The sequence below is a fragment of the Phaeodactylibacter xiamenensis genome (assembly GCF_965229835.1).
GTDB lineage: Bacteria > Bacteroidota > Bacteroidia > Chitinophagales > Saprospiraceae > Phaeodactylibacter > Phaeodactylibacter xiamenensis.
The window spans coordinates 6948019-6968208 of sequence record NZ_OZ245931.1; the positions used below are offsets into that span (position 1 = coordinate 6948019).

Annotated in this window: 14 protein-coding genes; 8 read left to right on the forward strand and 6 right to left on the reverse strand. The window is 49.8% G+C overall.

Annotation, left to right across the window (positions count from 1 at the left end):
• Window positions 1–39: 39 nt before the first annotated feature.
• A complete protein-coding gene (locus tag ACO08I_RS26880; RefSeq protein ID WP_421947660.1) occupies window positions 40–852 on the reverse strand; it encodes a DUF6694 family lipoprotein in 813 nt (270 codons plus the stop codon).
• Window positions 853–958: 106 nt separating this feature from the next.
• Here ACO08I_RS26880 and ACO08I_RS26885 point away from each other — a divergent pair, with 106 nt between their 5' ends.
• Window positions 959–2011: a helix-turn-helix transcriptional regulator gene (locus ACO08I_RS26885; protein ID WP_421947661.1), complete on the forward strand. Its 1053-nt coding sequence runs from the start codon at window positions 959–961 to the stop codon at window positions 2009–2011.
• A 185-nt stretch (window positions 2012–2196) separates the two neighbouring features.
• A complete protein-coding gene (locus ACO08I_RS26890; protein WP_421947662.1) occupies window positions 2197–4443 on the forward strand; it encodes a hypothetical protein in 2247 nt (748 codons plus the stop codon).
• Window positions 4444–4860: 417 nt separating this feature from the next.
• Here ACO08I_RS26890 and ACO08I_RS26895 read toward each other — a convergent pair whose 3' ends face one another.
• From ACO08I_RS26895 to ACO08I_RS26905, 3 genes are all read right to left on the reverse strand, one after another.
• Entirely contained in the window at window positions 4861–5271 is a 411-nt protein-coding gene (locus ACO08I_RS26895) for a hypothetical protein (RefSeq protein ID WP_421947663.1), read from the reverse strand.
• Window positions 5272–5421: 150 nt separating this feature from the next.
• Window positions 5422–6678 carry a sialidase family protein gene (locus ACO08I_RS26900; protein WP_421947664.1) on the reverse strand — a complete coding sequence of 419 codons (1257 nt, stop codon included), beginning with the start codon at window positions 6676–6678 and terminating at the stop codon, window positions 5422–5424.
• A gap of 727 nt (window positions 6679–7405) precedes the next feature.
• Window positions 7406–8530: an IS701 family transposase gene (locus tag ACO08I_RS26905; protein WP_421946784.1), complete on the reverse strand. Its 1125-nt coding sequence runs from the start codon at window positions 8528–8530 to the stop codon at window positions 7406–7408.
• Window positions 8531–9002: 472 nt separating this feature from the next.
• On the opposite strand from ACO08I_RS26905, the gene ACO08I_RS26910 reads away from it, so the two are divergent.
• Together ACO08I_RS26910 and ACO08I_RS26915 are read left to right on the forward strand one after the other, a co-directional pair.
• Complete coding sequence (locus ACO08I_RS26910) at window positions 9003–11402, forward strand: ATP-binding protein (RefSeq protein ID WP_081968820.1); 2400 nt, start codon at window positions 9003–9005, stop codon at window positions 11400–11402.
• A 3-nt stretch (window positions 11403–11405) separates the two neighbouring features.
• Complete coding sequence (locus ACO08I_RS26915) at window positions 11406–12131, forward strand: LytR/AlgR family response regulator transcription factor (protein ID WP_044223705.1); 726 nt, start codon at window positions 11406–11408, stop codon at window positions 12129–12131.
• A 141-nt stretch (window positions 12132–12272) separates the two neighbouring features.
• On the opposite strand, the gene ACO08I_RS26920 is transcribed toward ACO08I_RS26915, so the two are convergent.
• Window positions 12273–12629, reverse strand: coding sequence for a lipocalin family protein (locus ACO08I_RS26920; protein WP_044223707.1), 357 nt, complete (start codon window positions 12627–12629; stop codon window positions 12273–12275).
• 320 nt (window positions 12630–12949) lie between these two features.
• Here ACO08I_RS26920 and ACO08I_RS26925 point away from each other — a divergent pair, with 320 nt between their 5' ends.
• From ACO08I_RS26925 to ACO08I_RS26940, 4 genes are all read left to right on the forward strand, one after another.
• Window positions 12950–13294 (forward strand): hypothetical protein, encoded by a 345-nt coding sequence (locus tag ACO08I_RS26925; RefSeq protein WP_044223709.1) that lies wholly within the window; start codon window positions 12950–12952, stop codon window positions 13292–13294.
• Between the two features lie 180 nt (window positions 13295–13474).
• A complete protein-coding gene (locus ACO08I_RS26930; RefSeq protein ID WP_044223711.1) occupies window positions 13475–13714 on the forward strand; it encodes a FeoA family protein in 240 nt (79 codons plus the stop codon).
• Between the two features lie 17 nt (window positions 13715–13731).
• Window positions 13732–15852: a ferrous iron transport protein B gene (feoB, locus tag ACO08I_RS26935; RefSeq protein WP_044223713.1), complete on the forward strand. Its 2121-nt coding sequence runs from the start codon at window positions 13732–13734 to the stop codon at window positions 15850–15852.
• Between the two features lie 83 nt (window positions 15853–15935).
• Entirely contained in the window at window positions 15936–16685 is a 750-nt protein-coding gene (locus ACO08I_RS26940; RefSeq protein WP_052516157.1) for a hypothetical protein, read from the forward strand.
• Between the two features lie 119 nt (window positions 16686–16804).
• On the opposite strand, the gene ACO08I_RS26945 is transcribed toward ACO08I_RS26940, so the two are convergent.
• Window positions 16805–20011 (reverse strand): HYR domain-containing protein, encoded by a 3207-nt coding sequence (locus ACO08I_RS26945; RefSeq protein WP_421947665.1) that lies wholly within the window; start codon window positions 20009–20011, stop codon window positions 16805–16807.
• Window positions 20012–20190 lie beyond the last annotated feature (179 nt).

Genomic DNA, 20190 nt, shown 5'->3' on the forward strand with positions numbered 1-20190 from the left:
CCGGCAGCCATAGAAAATTGCGTGTTACATACGCAAAGATTACTGTTGGAATTCGGGGTAGTTTTCCAGAAGGGTATGGAGCCGTTCCGCCTCTTCTGCTCCGAACTCCAGGGTGGAATATAGGGCTTCCCCATCTGGGCCGTCAATTTGGAGGACTTCCACCGTAAGTATCGCATCCTTGGGCGCATTTACCGTACCCCAGTCGGAGAACTGATTGGGCGCCAGGTTCCAGGTCGTACTTTCTCCCGGCTCCAGCCCACCGGCTATTTGGTAGTTGAAGTCATCTGTAAGCCAGGGCACAGATCGGTTAGGGCTCGCCAGTGTACCTTTAAAGTATGCCCGGGATATGGCAGATGAAGTGCCATTTTTTACGGTAAGCTCGATGATGGGTTCCGGGGAGCCGAAGTAGTCTTTGCGTTTGTAAAATTTAGATTGTGTTACTTCAAAACCCTGTAATTGTTCCTTTTGCGTTTCGGCATCCTGCTTTTTTTGGTAGAGTTCTTCGATCTCCAATCGGGCCTGTTCTTTCTTTTTGCGTTCCTGTTCCGCTTTAATGGCTTCACCTTTGGCAATGACTTCGCTGGCAGTGAGCCCATCCAAAGCCTCGGTGTAGTCCTCGAGTATTTTTTCCGCGCCTTTTTCTCCTTGCAGGAGGTCAGCAAAACTGAAGCCATCCATAGCCATGAGTTGCAGGGCTTCTTCAAAGGCCGCTTTGTCTTCATCAGAAAGCCCTTCCTTCATTTTTTTGACAGAAGCCTGAAAGTTTTCCTCGCTGGAGCCATCAATAGAAGGGGTAAAGGAGACGATCATCAGCAGCGCAAACAGCGCAAAAACAGAGTGAATGATACGCATGTCTTTTTGTTTTTCCACAAACCTACCCCGGCCCTGCGTACTGTAGGTACGCGGGATGCAATGGTCTGCGAAAAAAGTGTTAAGTTATCGGCCCAAATAAGAATATATGGCAACCAATCGGCACGCAATGATCCGCTACCGGACAATCGACCGGTGCCTGAGCCGCCGCAATAAGCGCTACTGGACCTGGCAAGAGCTGGCACAAGCCTGTGGGGAGGAACTGCGGGAGTACGAAGGCGAAGACCGCGCCGCTCCATCGAGAGATACCATCAAAAAGGATATTCGAAATATGCGGAGTGGTATACTCGGATACCGGGCCCCCATCCAATGGGACCCGAGGGAGGCAGGCTATGCGTACAGCGACCCGGGTTTTTCCATCACTCAAATGCCACTGGGCACGGCAGACGTGGAAGCACTGCGGGAGGCTATGAGTTTGCTGCGGCAGTTCCGTGGCTTCCCACAGGTGCAGGGCGTGGAGCAGGTGGTTGCCAAAGTCTCGGAGGCCCTGCGGGTCCGGCCGGCCTCGGAGCGCACCGTGCTGCAGTTGGAGGACAATATGGTGGGGCTTGGACTGGAATGGCTTGATCTGCTGTACCGCGCCTGCCGCGATCAGCGCTGCCTGTTGCTCGACTATCACCCGTTTAAGGTGCCGGAAGGGTATAAGTTTCGCCGTATCGTCAGCCCGCACCTGGTCAAGGAGTATAACAACCGCTGGTTTTTGTTTGCTCACGACCATGAGGCGCAATGCATCCGGACCTATGCCTTTGACCGTATCCGGCAGGCAGAGGTTTACCTGCTCGCTGATTTTATCGAAAATCCGGGTTTTCAGCCACAGCAATTCTTCGAGGCGGTCATTGGAGTGTCCGTTCCTACCGGCCGGCAACCGGAGCCTGTACTGCTCAAGGCGACTCCGGAGCGGGCTCGTTACATTGAGACCAAGCCGCTCCACCCGTCACAGCATGTGCATGAACAGGCTGCTGATGGAAGCGTGATCTTTGCTTACTACCTCGTGCATAATGTAGAGCTGGAAAATCAGCTTTTGTCCTTTGGGGAAACGGTGGAGGTGCTTTCCCCACTGTCCCTGCGTAAGGCGATTACCCTTAGGGCACAGGCACTCTGCCGCCTTTATGCTGTAATTTGGGCAGACAAAACAAGATAATGAAACAAAAAAGATAAAATTCCGTACTAACTTCATGTTGCAGGTCCGCGAAGTACTACAATGGGGTTTGTGGCTTATCTGTCTTTTCCTTTTACCTTGAGCGCTGCTATTGAATTAGCATCTATCCCGCTGGTTTCAAAAGCGCAGTTGGGACTGATACGAAATTTCCATAAAGTTAGACATTTATGCACATCCAAATCGCCAAATCAGGAGGAGCTGGTATTCGTTATTTCGATAACCATACAGTTCTGGAAATTCCACTTGAGATTTCCACGCTCAGAGAGGATCCTTCCTATTATCTGAAGCGGATGGTGATCCATTTCGGTAAGAAAGCGGAGTCAGTCGATATCCCCGCTCAGCTAATGGATGAAGACCGCTCGAGTAGCTGCACGGGACAAGTACTGGATCCGGGCATTCGGCGTACGTATCGCCTGCAGTGCGATCTTCCCCTTCAATATGCAGATCATGTGGGGATTCGGGCACTCAAGTCATTTTCCTTTGTAATCAAACCTGAAGAGGGCCAGGATTTAGAATATGCCTTTAGTTATCAATTTCCTGCCATTGATTACCTGGGTAAGGCTCATAATGGGCAGCGAAAATTACGGTTTAAGAAACAAACCCTGAAAAAGACAGAGTCCAATGGGTGGGCGATTGGTTTCATATCAGCTATCGCAGTGATGACATTGATGGGTCGGCACTGGCTTAACGCTTCACAGGGTATGAATGGAAGCGGAGCCTTTTTTTCCTGGATGCAATATGCTGCAGAAGGCATAGTAGCAGCGGGTATGGGGTTTTTAGGCGTAAGCCTGGCGAAGGTCTGGAAGTTAGCTTCTTTGTCCAATTGGTTTAATACCAAGGATATATGGTTTGCCCCTACCCTGTATATTGCCCCCAAGACCTGGCATTTTATCCGAAATGGAAGGGTCGCAGCAGGGGCTATGACACTGTGTGGTCTGGTCATGGCAGGCGTATATCAGTATTATCCCGTCACTTTGGAGTTGCCCAAATCTTTACAGCAAGAAGAGATTGGGGTGACTTTGATACATAACGATGGTAGGCAATGGGAAGCCACAGACCGCTCAAAGTGCTTCTTCCGGGACCTACCTGATTACGCTCTGGGAGACACCAACGGCAAAGGACAGTATGTACCGGTCAGGAGATTTGTTCTGGGCAGCAAAGGTCCCATGAGTGAAAATAATGTTTCCGGTACGGGCTTTTCCGAACTCACCCGGCAGCTCAATGGATTGCTGAGTAATAATGTAGGCTATGCCATGTATGATTACCATTCGATTGAGAAGACGAAGCAACGAATTGACGGCAGTGATGACTTAAAGCAGCTGTTGCCCAAACTAATTTGGAAAAGGGGGAAATTGATAGAAGATCCTAATAGCATCAACCTGATGCATATCTGCGATACCCCAAAGCAGAGTCTGGTTCAGCTTTATAAAGAACAAATCTGGACGGAGACCATGGACTCCTGGAAGGCTATTTTAGAAGGTAAGCCTGGTGCAGGCCGCTGTGGTTTGGATCAGGAAATAGATGCTGTCAACCAGTTCCTTCGGTCAGCATTAGAGGAGCCTGCTTTGTTTAATGAGGGGGATACGACCATGGTAAATCGGGCAGCCGCCCTTTACGATGACTTTTTTAGGAGTGATAAGCTTGACTTAGAGAGCGAAGCCCGCAATTCAGGGCCGGATAGCAGAAAGCGTTATTACCAGCTGGAGATCAGAAACTACCTTTTCATGGCGTCTGTTGTGAATAAGAAGGGAAAGACCGACCTCGTGAGGTCTGCCTTATTCTCAGACGTAACAGAAGAAGATTTCCCGGAACTGGTTTTTGGTGCTATGGTTGAGGTTTGCAAAGAAGGGCTCAATTACAAATATCTTGATGAACTGTTAGAATTATACGCTTATTGTCTTAAGAAAGAGCTGTTAACTACTGATGCCCGTAAGGAAGGGCTTCGGAGGTTGGGGGCGCTTAGCTATTATGATTACCATGAAGTAAGGTCGAAGAGATCCCGTGATATTTTCTATGAAGTATTGAAAGCAATCAGAAACGATAAGATCTTTCAGAGTTATATCGGCACCCCCGAAAGAGATTTTCTCTTAGGAATATTGGAAGCATCCCTGAAAGAGGGTGCGAATAGCATGGACAGGTTTTGCGCAGCCGTACGTTTTATCGCAGACAGGAGCGAGAAAAACGGAAGGGTTAATGAGCCTTCCTTTAATTTTAATGAAGGGGCGAGAGCCGCATTTACAAGGGTTCTCCATGCGCACCAGCTTCCATATGAGCAATTTAGTTGCATTGGTGGTACTATTGAGGACCCGGTTTCATTTGGTCCCAGAGTGGGGGAATACGAAAAATCGCACATAGATACTCTACCGAAAGAAACCAGTCAGCAGGTGCATTCTTACACTGAACACGATCAGTAACAGTACCTATGATTCTTAGAACTATTAATGCTCTGGAGGGGGCATTAACAAAGGAGAAAAAACCGGCGATCAGTGTTACCCGATACATGCAGCAAGGATTTGGCAGAGGAATTTAACTGAGTGCTGGGTAGAATCAGCTGTTCTGCGACTTTTGCAATATTGCTGAGTGAGAACAGCAGTCAGGTGTAACATCTGATCGACCGGATTGACCAAACTAGGGCAAATAGGTGTAAATATACTCGGAACGGAGAGGTTTGGGCGTAAGGCACAAACCCGACGCACGAGTATATGCCGACACGAAGTCATGTTTGGTCCCAAACTACTTCGTCGTCGGTATAGCTTAGCAGCGAAAAATGAATGGAAAACTGAAATCGCTTGATAAACAAACGTTATTGAACTTATGGAAATGTAGTGCTTTTATATTTGGTTAGGGGGCAGCTTTAAATACAAAAACAGTGCCATTGCTGTAATGATAGTAGTTTTGATCAGGAAGTCAGCGTCGAGCCATTTCGAAGAGGAAGATACCTCCGTTTCGGAGTCTTCCTCAGCAAAGGGACAACCAGCTACTCCGCTGCGCGAGCTATTGGTATAGAGCATTTTTTTATCAGCCACTTTTCCCTCCTGACCTGGCATGGGAATATCTGAGTTGCCCAACGGGACAAAAACGGAGTCTCCCGCATATTTGACGTAGGTGAACTGACTTTGGGAGATTGCCCATTTGTTAGCAGAGGTTTTTCCGATAAACCCAAATATACAAAAAACCAGGGTTAGACCGCTGATAAGGTAGACAGACAATTTAGAAGTAGATTTAAATCGCACTAATTTCATTGTCTTTGAATTGTTAATTGATTAGGAGTAGGAAGCTTTAGCATTTGATATAACAAAAATAATAATCTTCCCATGTTGGATTTGGAATTTGTGATCAACGCTGTCTCTGGAGTGACTAACAGGTGTTTTTTTGTGAGTAGCTGGTTTTAACTAATGAGGCACTAGTGTTTCCATATTCATTCGTACGCTCAAAATATAAGGCGCTTCCCCTTCCGCCCAGTGCCCGTAGGTAGTCGCCACGATGGTACCATCCGGCAGGCATTCCAGCGCAGGATAGGCACAGTCACTGCCTTTGGTATTGTCCTTCAGCCGGATACGGTACTGCCCCTCCCTGCCTTCCACGAGATCTTCGTAGGTGCCTATCCAGGCGACCCAGTCGCCGGTGGTGGGGCTGGCAGGACCGGCCTGAGCTTTCAGCTGAGCCGTACCGCAATCCTGACATTCGGCTTTCAGCGCCTGATAGCGCCAGTAGGCTGGTGCCATATCGCGGAAGGAAATCAGCAGCCGCCCGTCGGGGGTATAGATGGCCTGATGCCGGTCGCCGTTGAGGCTGTTGGGCAGGGCGCGGGGGCGGGTCCAGGTTTGGCCTTCGTCATTGGAGAACATAATCTGGCTGTTCATCCGGCGGCTGTTTTCCCGCAGCAGCATAGCAATTTGCCCGCCATCCGGCGAGCGGATAAGTCCGGGCTCGCAGAGATGGAGGAAACGGGATTGCAGCATGGCTTCCGGCTCCGTCCAGGTCAGCCCGCCATCGTAGGAAAAGGTTTTGTAGAGGGTGAATTCGGCCTGATTGTTGGCCCTTTCAGCCGAAGGTTCTTCGGATCTGCCGCGGTGGCTGAAGTAGCGCCCATCGTCGTGGAAGACGGCCATGTAGTGCCCCTTGCCGGAACGCAGTGGGACCAGGTCGCCCATGACTACAATACCGCCCCAGTTGCCCAGCGGTTGCAGTTCGGTCCAGGTGCTGCCCTGATCTTCGGAGTAAGCCATTCGGGCGGGGTAGAGACCGGAAAAGAGCAGCAGCCGTTGGGTGCCATCCGGGCCTTCGGCGGGGTAAAGGGTGGGCACTTCCAGCGAACTTTCCCAGCTTGCGGGCACGGGCAGGCGCTCGCTCCAGGTTTGGCCACCGTCATCGCTGCGCTTGAGTACGATAGGCCCGCGGCCATGCCCTTTGGGATAGGTGCAGTAGAGGGTTTGCCCGTCTTCCAGGAGTACCGTGGTTGGATGCCCAAGGTATACACCGGGCTCCCGGTCTACGGTTACCTGCCGGCTACTCATTGTATCCAGGTCGATAAAAGGAAGGCTGTGGTAGTCCAAAGAGAAGCCGCTGAGGTCGATGCCCTTGTTGATGATTTGTGCATTGGATAGCAACGGTAAGCAAACCGCACTAAGGAAAAGAAACCGGAACATATGCTTTTTCCCGGAAAGATACAAAACGGTTTTTATTGCCTGGCGAAAACCATCGTTTCCGGGTTGCCTGCCTGCTAAGAAAAAATATTGTCAATTGGATATCTATTTGTGACGGGTTTATAACACTATGTTTGAATTTGCATTGTTTGTATGTCACGAAAAAAGAATTGCCGGGGATTTGTTAACTGCAGAAACATTCATATTGACTTTTTTCGGGGTTTTTCGATGTCTCAACACTTACAACACTCTGCTAAGTTTAGTTCCTTAGGTCAAAAAATCCGGTGATCAGGCATACCTGATGGAGAGCTATGATGGGAAGTATGGATTGTTATTGGGGTTATCGGTACATAGCTTAGCAAAGTAATGGGAGAATTGCACCATTTTCAGGTGCCTGACCAACCGGATCATGTAGCTTAAATTGAATCGCTCGCTACGTCGCAAAAAATGAGAAACTCATTTTTGAAAAACAAATCGAAACCTATGGAAATAGTTAATGCTGCTTTTACTGCGGACTTAAAAATAGAACACTCCTTCATATATGTTATAATTTTATGTTTAGTGCCCAATCCTTTTTGTTATGATTGCTCCGGCAATTTATAACTGACCTTTCGCACGCGAAAGGTTATGATAATTGAAAAAATTAGCAGTACTCAGGGTGCTTGGCACAGCAAGCCCACTCAGTGCATGGCACTGAAAAAGCACTCGCATGAACAAGTTAATCAAGGCCTTACCCCAAAAGAGGGGTGGCTAGCCCATCCGGCGGTCCAATTTTAGGGACATAGGCTTTGAGCCTTTGCACCTCTTGAAAAGCCGCCCTGAGGGCATTGACATAAATTTTGGTTTTTAGGGCAAAGTGGTTGGTCTGCTCTTTTGCAGCCAGCAGTTCGAGTTTAGTCCAGGCAATCATGGCAGCAAAAACATGGTTGCACTGGGATGTCTCGTGCTTGGTGGGGGACTTTTCCAGCCCCACGTTTTGTTTGAGCGATTTGTGGAATACCTCCACTCCCCAGCGTGTCCCGTAGGTTGTGCAGATAGCTGGGCCGCTTAGCTCCAGATCGTTGGTGACCAGGTACAAGTCTCCAGTTGAGCCGTCTTGGTTTATAAAGACCTGCTTGACCAACTGGACTTGGAAATCCAGCCCTTTGAGGTAAACAGTAATGGCCTGGCCTGCTTGCAGTTCTAGCCCGTCGACTCGGTGGAACTTGCCTTCCAGCTTGTCTTCCATGCTAAGGGCGACCTTGCGGTTGCTCTTCAAGGCACTGATGAAATGCTTGCCCAGCTCATAATGCACGAACTCGAAGTTCTCCTTGGCAGCAAACCAAGTGTCCCATACCACATAGCGGAAGGGCACGCGGTTGTATTTGACAAGTGCAAAAAGCTGGTCGCGCAGCATCTCGTTCTTGCTGCGGGGGCTGCGCTTCTTTACCTGCCCGCTTTTGGCATCCACGTATTCTTGCGACTTGCGCACGATCTCAAAAGCAACAGGCAGCTCTATGCCCTGTGGGCTCTGGTAAAGGAAATTCAGGATGTTGATCCCTTTGGTGTGCCCCGCTTTCGGCTTCTTGGAGTGGTCCCAGTGCCAAGTGACCACTTCATTCTCCGTAGAGTGCGGCTTCTCCTCGATCGTGTCATCTATCTTGATGACCGCGTCCGGGTGCTCCACTTTACGTACCAAAGGCTTTATGCAACGCCAATAGTCCTTTGCCGTGAAGGCTTCCTGCCCTAAAAAACGGCTGATCTTGTCATGGCTCAGTGCCTGATCGGTCAGCTCGGACAAGCCGGTGGCTGTCGCCATGCGAAACGATGCCAGCAGGTAGTCCGAATACAAGTCAAGTAACTTTGGGTCTTTCATCTTGCGCTCCTTTGAGCTGCAAGATAACTGCCCCAACATTATTAATCAATTTTCCAAATCTTTCGCGTGCGAAAGGTCAGTTTATAATTAACCTGAGGGCAAGCAGCAGCATTGTGATGTATGCACTGTTATTGGTGACGAATATTCGGATTTTTGTGATAAAAGAAGAATGTAGAATTGGCACTTTGGAAGCAAATGAGTATCTTTCTAGTAGTAAAATCCCGAGGTAAAAATCAACTCTTTTTTAGACCAGCGGTTCTACAAATCATCAGTTGTGGTATTTCGTTTGCTTTGTAAATAGTCAGTGGAAATGAGAAACAGTACGGTCTGTGTTTACTGAAGAGTAGCCAGAACAGAAAACGCGCTGGTTTCTTTCTCAAAGTAGTGAATTCCCTTCCTGTTTCTTAGTTTCACAGCTCTGGCAGGACTGTCTACGAGCTTAAATCAAGGACGCCCGCAGAAACTAAACAATATGCACCAGTTACTAACTACAGTACTTCTGCTACTGATGGTCTTCCCAATCAGTAGCCAAAACACTTCAAACACATTCAGGGATAGCCTATATAACGTGATTGAACGAGCGGGTAGCCCGGAAGCTAAAATCGACCTGTACAAAACAGCGATAGACCAGAAGCTGCAAACCGATCAGGCGCTGGCGCGTGAGTACATCGAAGCACTCCGGCAACTGGCCACTGCCGTTAAAGATACCGCTACTATCGGTTATGTCTGTGAGAAAGAGGCCAGTTTGTCCTATCTGAGCGGCGATCATCAGCAGGCAAGCCAAGGCTTTGAGGAGGCCTGCCGATATTATGAAAGGGCAGGCTTGTATGACCTTTCCATCATGGCGTGCACTAAAAGTGGTGTGATGCTCAGCCTGATGGGCAAACAGGTCGAAGCCAAGGCTGTTTATCAGGAACAATTGGGAGCAGCCCGGGCAAAAAACCTAAAGCCTCAGCAGGCTTACATTAACAATCAGCTGGGTACCCTTTATCATTATCAGGGGACTTCGGATTCTGCGATTGTCTACTATGACATTAGTGCGAAAATGTATAGCGAGCTGAAAGACACGACAAACCTGCTGCGCCCGCTATTCAACAAAGCCGTGCTGTTGAAAAGAAGCAATCCTGAAGAGAGCCTGGCTACCTACAAGCGCGTATATAGCATTCGGGAAAGGCAGGGAGCTATACCGGAAATGATTACAACGCTTCAGGCGATTGCAGATCTACAGGAGAACAATAGCGAATTGGTTAGTGCTTTTCAAAGTTACGAGCAAGCTTACCGCTTGTGTAAAGCCTACGGCTATAAGACCGCTTTGCCGAATATTCTCACAGGCCTGGCGAGTCTCAAAATGGATCAGTACGCTCATAATGAAGCCTTATCCTACGCTGAAGAAGCAGTCGGTACTGCGAAAGAGTCCGGGCAGGTGGAAGGACTGCTCAATGCTTTGTCGATTCAAGCCTCTGCCTGGTATTACTTCGGGGATAAAGAGCAGGCGCTGAAGGTGCTCGAGGAAGTGCTAAGCACTGCGGCAAGTAATGGTTTTCTGGGATTCACGGTACAGGCTTTGATCAAGCGCGCCCTTATTCTTACGGAAATGGGGCGGGCCGTAGAGGCTGGTCTGGCCCTACAGGAGGCAGCGTCTCAAATAGACAGTGGAATAGGAAAGGAGCACTTGCTTTTTTTCAAAGATACCAAAGCCCGTTGGGCACTTCGCACCGAGCAATATGAAGAAGCGTCAACGCTGGCCCGCGAATCTTATCAGGCTTTTTTGAATGTCAAGCGCTACGGGGATGCGTTGGGTGCCTTGAACGTGCTGCTGGAAGCCTACGAAGGCAATAAGCAATACACTCAGGCAGTAGCCCTGTTCGGGGACTACCGCTGGCTGTCCGATACGGTTAATCAAATCCGAAGTATTACGGACTTGAAGGTGCAAAACCAGGAGTTCGAATTTGAGCTGGAGAAACAGGAACTTGAAGCAGAGCAAATAAAACGGGAAGCGGTGCTCAAAGCAGAGTCAAGCCGTAACCTTGCGATCGCCCTGGCCACCGCATTGCTCGGGATAACAGGCGTGGTTTTTGCCTTCTACACCCGGCGGCAGCGGCAAATTATTGAGCAGCAGCGGGACGATTTGCAAGTGCTCAACCAAACGAAAGATCAGCTTTTTTCTATCCTTGGCCACGACCTGCGAGTACCGGCAATGGGCTTCCGGGGTATTGCCAGGAAGGTGAACTACCTGTTGGGAGAGCAGAACTACGAGGGGCTGCAGAAATTTGGGCGCAAAATAGAGGAGGACGCGAGTCAGCTCCTGCATCTCGTGGAAAATTTGCTGCACTGGTCGCTCAACCAGCAAAAGGGCCGGAAATACCGCCCGGTGGATATTTACCTCAGGCAGGCTGTACAGGATACCCTGGCTTTCTTCATCATTCGGGCGAGTGCCAAAGGTATTACCCTTGAGGATAGCCAACTGCAGGATTTGCGCTGTCATTGCGACCGGGACATGTTGGGCGTCATCCTCCGCAACCTGCTGGACAACGCTATCAAGTTTACGCCCGAAGGCGGGCGGGTCAGGGTATGGACGGAGCAGGCTGACCCTATGCATGCCTTGCTCTGTGTGGCAGACACCGGGCCTGGATTGCCCGCAGCCATCATAGCGCAAATAGAAGCAGGGGAGGGCTTGAAAACCTCCACACCGGGTACTGCACAGGAAAAAGGCTTTGGGCTGGGGCTGCAGCTTGTTTTTTCCCTGGCCGAGGTCAATAAAACTCCGGTGGGCTGGCGCAAAGGCGAGGGGGGCGGAGCGCAGTTTACGGTTCAGATTCCGTTGGCAGAGGCTAAAGGGAGCAGTTCATTTGCACAGCGTCAATACTTATAATTTATGGGAGGCAAACCGGTTGAAATCCTCATTGTTGAAGATAATTACTCTTTCGCCCTGGAGCTGGAGATGTTACTTAAGGAGTTGGGATACCACAATATCTCCCATCTGGAAAATGGGGAGAAGGCTCTACAGCGGATATTGACGTTGCCCCCTGATCTGATTATACTGGATATGCACCTAAAGGGAAAACTGTTAGGGATAGATGTTGCAGAGGCAGTTGCGCACCTTTCTATCCCCATACTATTTATTTCCGTTGCCGGTGAGGCTTTATACAACAGAACACAGCAGTTGCCTAACAGCATTGGCTATCTGGTAAAGCCTGTACATCCCATAACGCTAAGGTCTGCCATTGAACTTGCACTTTCCGGACTGGAGAAGGACAGCCTAAAGGTGGCAAAGAGGGAAATTACTTCACCTTTTATTCTCCTCAAACAGGAGCAGACCTACTACAAAGTGGGACTGACAGATATCGTCTACGCTCAGTCTGATGGTAATTATGTCTGGGTTTATACGCTATCCGAGCGTTTCTTTATCCGCTCCACATTTAAGGAGTTTCTCGCTACGCTGCCGCCCCGGGATTTCCTGCAGGTGCACCGGCAGTATGTGATTGGGCTCCGGCACTTCCGGTCTGCTAATTTCGTAGACGCTATTGTTCATGTTGGGGCCTTTGATGTGCCGTTGGGGAAACAGTATCGGGAAAGCCTTAATGCTTTTCTGGGGATTTAGGTCTCTTGGGCGGCTGTCGGGCGAAAGCGCTCAGAAAATCCTTTTTGTAAGTGTAAAGCAAAGCAGCCAATCTTTATCAGAAAGGAACAGTAAAAAGTCAGATCTGCCTCTTACACGTTGTACACTGGCTCACGGCATAGCTTACTCTTTTACCAGCACTAATTCCTCCGGCGTACCGGCCCGGTTCATATTCATCCGGAGCGTATCTGCGCCTGAAACGGCAACTTCTACCATTTTCTCAGCCTGACCCTCAGCATGCGTGTACAGCTTATTGCCTTCCACGCGGTAGGTCCCCGCTTCTTCCTGTGTGCCAAAAGCGCCAGTATAAGTACCGGTGGGCTCAAATGTAAACGTAACCTGATTGGCGTTGCGGCCGGATGTCTCCCCGTTTACGATCCAGCTGACACCCTGCCACGTACCGGTGATTTGGGCATCGCTGCCACTATCTGTGCAGGCAAAGAGGAAAAATAGCGGCAAAAGCAAGGGCAGGTATTTCATAAAGGATGGATGTAGGGTTGAGTGAATGATTTAAGATGCAGTAAGTTAACAAAAAACCGCGAGATCCAACCGTCTCCTCAACAGCTCCGAAGCTGGCAGCTGGCTTCAGCTTAAAGCCTCGGCAGGCTGGCGTAAACCCTGGCAGCCTGAGCATGCAGGGCATTCGGTACCCTACCTCCCTACCATTCGGTATTTTTTGGTTAATCTTACTATCTGGACGTAGTCTAAATAAAACTTTTGCCATTTTCGCGTTGTCAGTAAGGAAAGCATGATTGCGATAGCAGGCGAATACTTGCTGCCAATAAAACTTATGAAAGGCTATGGACAAAGAAAAAGGAATAGGGTACAGTGCACTGATCAATGACTTCATTGAGGCGCAATACGAGGAGGAACGGCTCGCAGCGCTACCGGACCGCCCGGAAGACCTGATGCCTGAATTCACCACCGTTCATACCGAAGTGGTGGAACGGGATGGGTTGTTTATCGTGAATCTGGTCTACGTTAGCATTGAAGACCCTACTGTGCTGCTTCGGGTGCCGGTACGGGTGTGCCGCAACCGCAAGATTGCCGAGATCATCGCCTCTTACAAATGCCGTTTGTGCGCCTGTGATCAGTGTATCCCTCTGAAAGTATCGATGGAAGATTTCGGGTTTGCACAGAATTAAGTGGCTTGAGGTACTAGTGACCAAAAAGAGAGAGAAAGTACCTAGTATTAGGTATAAAAAACACCCCGATTAGGTATTTTTGACCTTCAAGTGATAATAATCACTTCCTGTGCTGATCTCGCCCTTTAATTTGGTGTTACTTTTGTGTTTTATTATTTGGATTAAATAAAAAGAAAGGGCGTGGTAGCAACAGTAGGGCAGCAAAACGAACTCAACCAAGCCAAGCCTGGCTTAAAGGGCGAAGTCTCTCATTTTTCCAATGAGCGCATCGGCAGTAAGTTAATGGCGATGGGGGTTTTGCCGGGCAGCCGGATCGAATACATCCGTAAAGCGCCCTTTGGCGGTGGTTGCTACGTTAAAGTTGATAATGTTTTGCTGGGGCTACGTAAGGCAGAGGCAGCGAGTATTGTGTTGAAGTAATCAGGTATCCCTTTCCAATGACAAAGACGTTCACTATCGCCCTGTTGGGAAACCCCAACTGCGGCAAATCATCACTCTTTAATCAGCTTACCGGACTGCGGCAGAAAGTGGGCAACTTTCCAGGCGTTACCGTCGATAAGAAAGTCGGAAAGCTTGTGCTCGGGAACAGGCAGGAGGTCAGTATCATTGACTTCCCGGGCACCTATAGCTTTTACCCCACATCCATCGACGAGCGTATTGTCGTACAGTCTCTTTCCAATCCTAATGACGAGAATTACCCGGATGCCGTGGTATACGTGGCGGATGTGACGAAGCTGGAGAAACATTTGTTGCTGCTCACTCAACTACGGGATCTTGGGCTGCCGCTTGTACTGGCACTGAATATGTCTGATGTAGCTGAGCAACAGGGGCTGGAAGTATCCACTGAACTGCTGCGCAAAGGCCTGGGCGTCCCTGTGGTGATGCTCAGTGGGCGGACCGGTGCAGGAGTGGACGATTTAAAGCGCCTGCTTGAAGAAATGATTGCGAAGCCAGGCTCGTATAAGGCTTCCTCCCCCTTCTTCAGCATGAGCGGACAGGAAAAAGCATTGGCCGATGCTGCCAGAGCCATAGTGCCGGGCGCTAATACCTATCAGGGGCTTCTGATCGCTCATCATTATGAGTGGCTGCCCTTTTTGTCGGAAGCCCAACGGGCTTTGCTGAAGGATACAAGCGAAGAACATGGGTTTGTATCCCTTAGCTCACAGGTTGGGGAAACGATGCAGCGCTTCGACCGCTTTACGCCGGTGGTCAAGTCGGCACTTAAGTCCGGCGATAGCGAGGAAAAGGGTATCACTGAGCGCCTGGATGCCGTACTGACGCATCGTTTTTTCGGCCCGCTCATCTTTTTCGGGCTAATGCTGCTGGTGTTTCAGGCTATCTTCGCATGGGCAGGCACACCTATGGAGTGGATTGAGACCTTTTTTACCTTTGTGGGCGATCAGGTGCGGGAAATTCTGCCTGCGGGCTGGTTTACTGATTTGTTGACGGACGGCATCATTGCCGGGCTGGGAGGGGTCCTGGTTTTTATCCCACAGATCACTATACTGTTTTTGCTCATTGCCATACTGGAAGAAGTGGGCTACATGGCCCGGGCTGCTTTCATGTTTGATCAGGTCATGCAATCCTTTGGGCTGAACGGCCGGAGTATCGTTGCCTTGGTATCGGGTGGGGCCTGCGCCATTCCTGCCATCATGAGTACCCGCACGATTGGCAACTGGAAGGAACGGCTGATTACGATTCTGGTGACGCCGTTTATCAGTTGCTCGGCCCGGATTCCGGTCTACACGGTGCTGGTCGGGTTTGTAGTACCCCCCAGGACGGTGCTCGGCATTTTCAATATGCAGGGGCTGGCATTTATGGGCTTGTACCTGCTCGGCATCGTAAGCGCCCTGGGGGCGGCCTATATATTCAAGCTCATCCTGAAGACCCGCGAACAGAGCTTTCTTATGCTCGAACTGCCTGAATACCGGGTGCCTGTGGTCCGTAATGTGGGACTGACGGTTTGGGAAAAGGTGCAGTCCTTTGTGGTGGAAGCCGGGAAAATTATTCTGGGCGTTTCTATCATCCTCTGGTTCCTGGCCAGCTATGGGCCTCCGGGTGAAATGGCTGCTGCCGAAACGGAAGCCCTGTCTGCTGCCGAACAGCTTCAGCTCGATGAAACCGAAACAGACAACCTGGTGGCTTCCCGCAAAATCGAAGCTTCCTTTGCCGGGCATATTGGCAAAGCCGTGGAACCCGTCATCCGGCCATTGGGCTATGACTGGAAAATCGGCATTGCACTCATCACTTCATTTGCAGCCCGTGAAGTCTTTGTGGGCACTATGGCCACTATCTACAGTATCGGGTCGGCCGATGATGAATTTACGGTCCGGGAACGGATGGCGCAGGAACGGAACCCGCTGACGGGCGAGCCGGTCTATAACCTCGCCACGGCACTGTCTCTGCTGCTGTTTTACGTTTTCGCCATGCAGTGTATGAGTACGGTGGCGGTCGTAAAGCGGGAGACCAAAAGCTGGAAATGGCCGGCGATTCAGTTTGCCTTTATGACCGGGCTGGCCTACCTGAGCGCTTTGCTGGCCTATCAGTTGTTAAGCTAGAGCGAAATTGCCGGGTATCCATAGCAGTGGAAGTTGCTCCGTTGGGCGCTTATCCTTAACTTGCCACCCTAAATCCACTTCCTATGAAATACCTGTTTACTCTTGCTTTCCTGTGCAGCGCTTTTTTTGTACTGGCGCAGGACACCACTGCCCAATCCGTGGAAATTTACTCCACCAATGGCGGTGAATTCATTTTCTCTTTTGCTGATGTAGATGTGAACGATGCAGATGCCTCAGGCATCCTTCGCTTTTCTGCCTTTTTTCATGTTGGCCAAAAGTGGCACTTTGATTTCGGGAATAACTTCGGTTTGTTTACCGGCTACGGTATTCGAAATATCGGCTTTATCACTGAAAATGATGGCATCAGCATCGCAGAATTTGCCAACGCAATAGAACCCGGCGACGACGTGAAAGTCAAGCGGCGGGCTTATTCGCTGGGCGTACCCGTAGCGTTTAAAATTGGAAACTTCGACCGGAACACTTTCGTGTACGGAGGGGCTGAGGTTGATTTTCTGTTCAACTACAAAGAGAAACTGTTTATTGATGACGATAAGGAGGAAAAATTCAATGAGTGGTTCAGTGACCGTACCAACCTGCTCATGCCTTCTGTTTTTGGCGGCATGCAGTTCCCGGGTGGGGTCAATTTGCAGTTCAAGTATTACCTGACCAACTTTCTGAATCAGGATTATACGGAGCGCGTAGATGGTGTAAATGTAATGCCTTACCAGGATGTCGATAGCCGCCTGTTTTATCTGTCTGTTTCCTTCAATATTGGGCGCGACAGCAACTTGTTTTCGAAAGAGGAACCGGTTCAGCGGCGGACTTCGTTTTAACGCCTGTTTCGTGATCGAAAAGAAATTTGGAGCCTGGCACCTGGGCTTCGATCAAAAAAAAGAAAAGCCCGGCAAGCATTTAGCCTGCCGGGCTTAATTCGTTTCAGGGTAACCTGAATTTACGGCCGGTTAGCTTTTACAAACCGAATCACTTGCCGCTGCCCGTTTTCCAGTCGGGCTTCCATGAGATAAGTGCCGGGCCTGAGCTGGCTGATATCCCATCGGGCTGTGGTTTTGGAGGATTTCTGCTCCTGGGTCTGCATGGCCTGGCCCAGCGCATTGTAGAGCTGATAAGTAACCGGGAGGTCTTCCCGGGTTTCCAGTTCGATGAACAGCTCTTCGCTGGCAGGATTAGGATAGGCCTGCATGCTCAGCTGCCCCTCAGGGTTTTCCATACTAATGCCTTGTGGTGTATGGCCCCCATTCAGGAATATAGGATTGGTGACCGTTGAGACGTGGCTGACCACGGCTTCTGCTGTTCCGTTGGGATCAGTCGTGTAAACGGCAACGCCCACGCCAATACAGTTATTCATCGGCAGATATACCTGATGGATCAGCTGCCAGTTGGTACCATACTGGCTGAAGTAGCCCCTGATCCAGTTGCCCTGACGTACCAGCCGCAGCCAGTATGGGAAAGGCTTGTACAAGAGAATACTGTTGGCATTGCCACCGGTTTGATAGCGGGTATGCCACCGCAGGAGGCTAGTGAGATTGGAGAAAACACCTGCCATTTTCGACCCCGGATTGCCGGATTCCCGCATCATGAGCCCCACGTAGCCATTGTCCACATCTTCTACCTTGAACTGCATGCCACTGTTTCCGCAGAGTGGTTGGTACATGTAGCCCATGTTGTCAAAATTGTTGTCCGGAGTAGTCCGTCCGGTGCTCGTCAGGGTATAGTCCCCGTCTTCAGGGGCAGGTTTGGAGCAGGGATCGAAAGCATAGGTATTGCTTGAGTTGCCGATACTGCCGGTAGACCACTGTGGGGGGAGGGCATTACTCACGTCCACATACACGGAAGCCGTGCAGTCATCGGTGTTGCCAGATTGGTCACTGATGGTAACCGGAAATTCAAAGGTCATAAACTTATCATCACAATCGAATACTGTGGCCGGGAAGTCGATTTCCGTAATGAAACAATTATCAAAACTGTTTATCGCATCAAAGACATCTGACTCCTGCAGGGTGTAAAATCCGTCCCACTGTATCTCAACGGTTGAATTCAGACATACCGCGACTGGTGGGATATCGTCAATAACAGTAACTGTAGCTTCGCATTGGTCCGTGTTGTCGCTATCATCTGTAACGGTCAGGGTCACAGTATTATCATCCAGGTCATCACAGTCAAAGTCAACCTTATCTAATGAAACGCTCTTTATGCCACAATTGTCAGATGATCCGTCATTGACCTGCGCTGTAGTAATAGAGCCCTCTCCGTCACTATTTAGGTAGACCTCCACATCCTGGCACAATGCAACCGGATCTTCAGTATCATTTACCGTGATGGTGAAAGAGCAGTCACTTTTCAGGTTGGAGTTATCGGTAGCGGTAGCCGTGACGGTTGTGGTGCCCACCGGGAAAAAGGTGCCGCTGCTTTGGCTGTAGGTGACAGAGGCGATGCCGCAGAAATCGGAGGCAGTGGCAGCCGCGTAGTTGACGATAGCACCGCAGTCTCCCGTATCATTGCTAAGTACAAGATTGGAAGGGCAGGAGATCGATGGAGGAGTAATATCATCCTCACAGGTAACGGTAAGCAAAAAGTAACCCTCATCCCCGCCAAAGCCATCAACGTAGATCCAGTAATCTGTTCCGGCGGCGGTGCAAAAGGTAGCTTCAGAAGTAGATCCTGAGCCTCCATCATCGTCACCTGCTTCGCAAACTAAGGCTCCACAGTTGCCGCTGTAAATATTAATCTGGGTATCGAAAGCAGACCCTGCTGTACTAACCGTAACAATTTGGCCATTCCCGCTGAAACGATACCATACCCCTTCATTGGGTGTCCCGCCTCCTGTACATGCCATAGGAGCATCATTTTCAGTGGCATTAATCGTATTGCCAGAGTAGTTGCGCCCACACTCCACCGGGATGGCGTTGGCGCAAAGGTCATTGTCCGGGACCACGCAGTCAGACAGGCAGCCACGGGAGTCAATATGGGATTGGATATTATTGGTATTGTCTGCTGTAAACTCAGTGGCCGCACAAACAATGAATGCAGACATGATGGTGACGTTTTCAGTAGCAAGGCTATGCAAGCCATTCCAAAGGTGCCCGATTTCATGTGCACTCAGCGAGGAAAGACAACTCAGAGCCGGATTAAAATCCTCACATACGTTGTACCTGTCCCCGGTGCAGACCACACCAAGCCCGTCTGCCCGGCCAATTAGTCCGAATTCCGGTTCGGCTTCAGACCCCCTGAAAACATTCCGCGCTACCCACAACTGGCCGATATCATGCGTTGCGAAGTTCCCGGCTGTATTCCCCCATGTTGCAAAATCAGGCAGCAGGATATCCATAAAGGCACTCCCAGACCAGGGGTCAGCACCGGAAGAAGCAGGAATGACCATATCTACAATAACATAGTCGATATTAAAAGGTGTGTAAAGCCCTTCCATGATATTCGTAATATCGAGGATATGGTTTTGGACAGCATTGACAGAACCAAACTTGGTGACCATATCAAACGCGCCCGCCAAAGCCAGCTCCACTTCCTTCACACAGGGGTCCATCATTCTGGTGGGGGAATCGGTAGGCGTTTCCTTTTTCGGAGCATGCTCACGGGCCTCTGACATCCCACAGTGCAGCTCAGGGTCCTTAAGCACATCACTGGCTTGGTAAACTACATAATGGGCTGGGTTAGCACCCTTCAAAAAAACAGACAAAGGTTCAATATAGTATTCGGCATCCCGGGACTTTAATACCCCCCGGATGTAGCTTTCGTGGATGCTCATCCTGACCATGCCAGCATCCTGTGATGTGAACCGCCCTTTGAATATGGCATTTTGGGGAGGTGCCTGGTACGTTATCCCCCGCTCTGTCAGTACCTTGTATTTAAATCCAGGCTTGAACAAAGGTGCAGGATGGAGCTGTACGTTCCAGTTGTACGCATTTCCAAGTTTTAATGCTACATGCAGGCCGCCTTTCGTTTCCCGGTTTACGACCATTGGAGAAATGTCCAAGCGGAAAACCTCATAGTTTGAAAAGGTACGGTCAAGTGCATCAGTTTCCAGTGAAACCGGAGTCCCCTCAATCTGAAGGGGGCTCCCTTTGTCCTGCGCATAAAGATTTGGCAAGATTAGCAACAGCAAAAAAGTGAATTGAATTCTCATGTTTTCGGGTTTGTAGGTGAATAGAAATATACCCCTGCCCGGTGTGGACAGGATACAATATCAGGATGCTGTAGGGGGGATAAGCAAACAAACAGACATCAACGGGTCGGTACAGACCGGTTAAAACTTAAGAATGATGAACCTGGAAACGGTTTGAAGAAAGGGTAAGTCTGGGTAGA

Coding starts and splice junctions, on each gene's coding strand:
- ACO08I_RS26915 (WP_044223705.1), top strand. CDS start 11,406: ATGGGAGGCAAACCGGTTGAAATCCTCATTGTTGAAGATAATTACTCT.
- ACO08I_RS26925 (WP_044223709.1), top strand. CDS start 12,950: ATGGACAAAGAAAAAGGAATAGGGTACAGTGCACTGATCAATGACTTC.
- ACO08I_RS26910 (WP_081968820.1), top strand. CDS start 9,003: ATGCACCAGTTACTAACTACAGTACTTCTGCTACTGATGGTCTTCCCA.
- ACO08I_RS26905 (WP_421946784.1), bottom strand. CDS start 8,530: ATGAAAGACCCAAAGTTACTTGACTTGTATTCGGACTACCTGCTGGCA.
- ACO08I_RS26885 (WP_421947661.1), top strand. CDS start 959: ATGGCAACCAATCGGCACGCAATGATCCGCTACCGGACAATCGACCGG.
- ACO08I_RS26895 (WP_421947663.1), bottom strand. CDS start 5,271: ATGAAATTAGTGCGATTTAAATCTACTTCTAAATTGTCTGTCTACCTT.
- ACO08I_RS26920 (WP_044223707.1), bottom strand. CDS start 12,629: ATGAAATACCTGCCCTTGCTTTTGCCGCTATTTTTCCTCTTTGCCTGC.
- ACO08I_RS26945 (WP_421947665.1), bottom strand. CDS start 20,011: ATGAGAATTCAATTCACTTTTTTGCTGTTGCTAATCTTGCCAAATCTT.
- ACO08I_RS26940 (WP_052516157.1), top strand. CDS start 15,936: ATGAAATACCTGTTTACTCTTGCTTTCCTGTGCAGCGCTTTTTTTGTA.
- ACO08I_RS26900 (WP_421947664.1), bottom strand. CDS start 6,678: ATGTTCCGGTTTCTTTTCCTTAGTGCGGTTTGCTTACCGTTGCTATCC.
- feoB (WP_044223713.1), top strand. CDS start 13,732: ATGACAAAGACGTTCACTATCGCCCTGTTGGGAAACCCCAACTGCGGC.
- ACO08I_RS26890 (WP_421947662.1), top strand. CDS start 2,197: ATGCACATCCAAATCGCCAAATCAGGAGGAGCTGGTATTCGTTATTTC.
- ACO08I_RS26880 (WP_421947660.1), bottom strand. CDS start 852: ATGCGTATCATTCACTCTGTTTTTGCGCTGTTTGCGCTGCTGATGATC.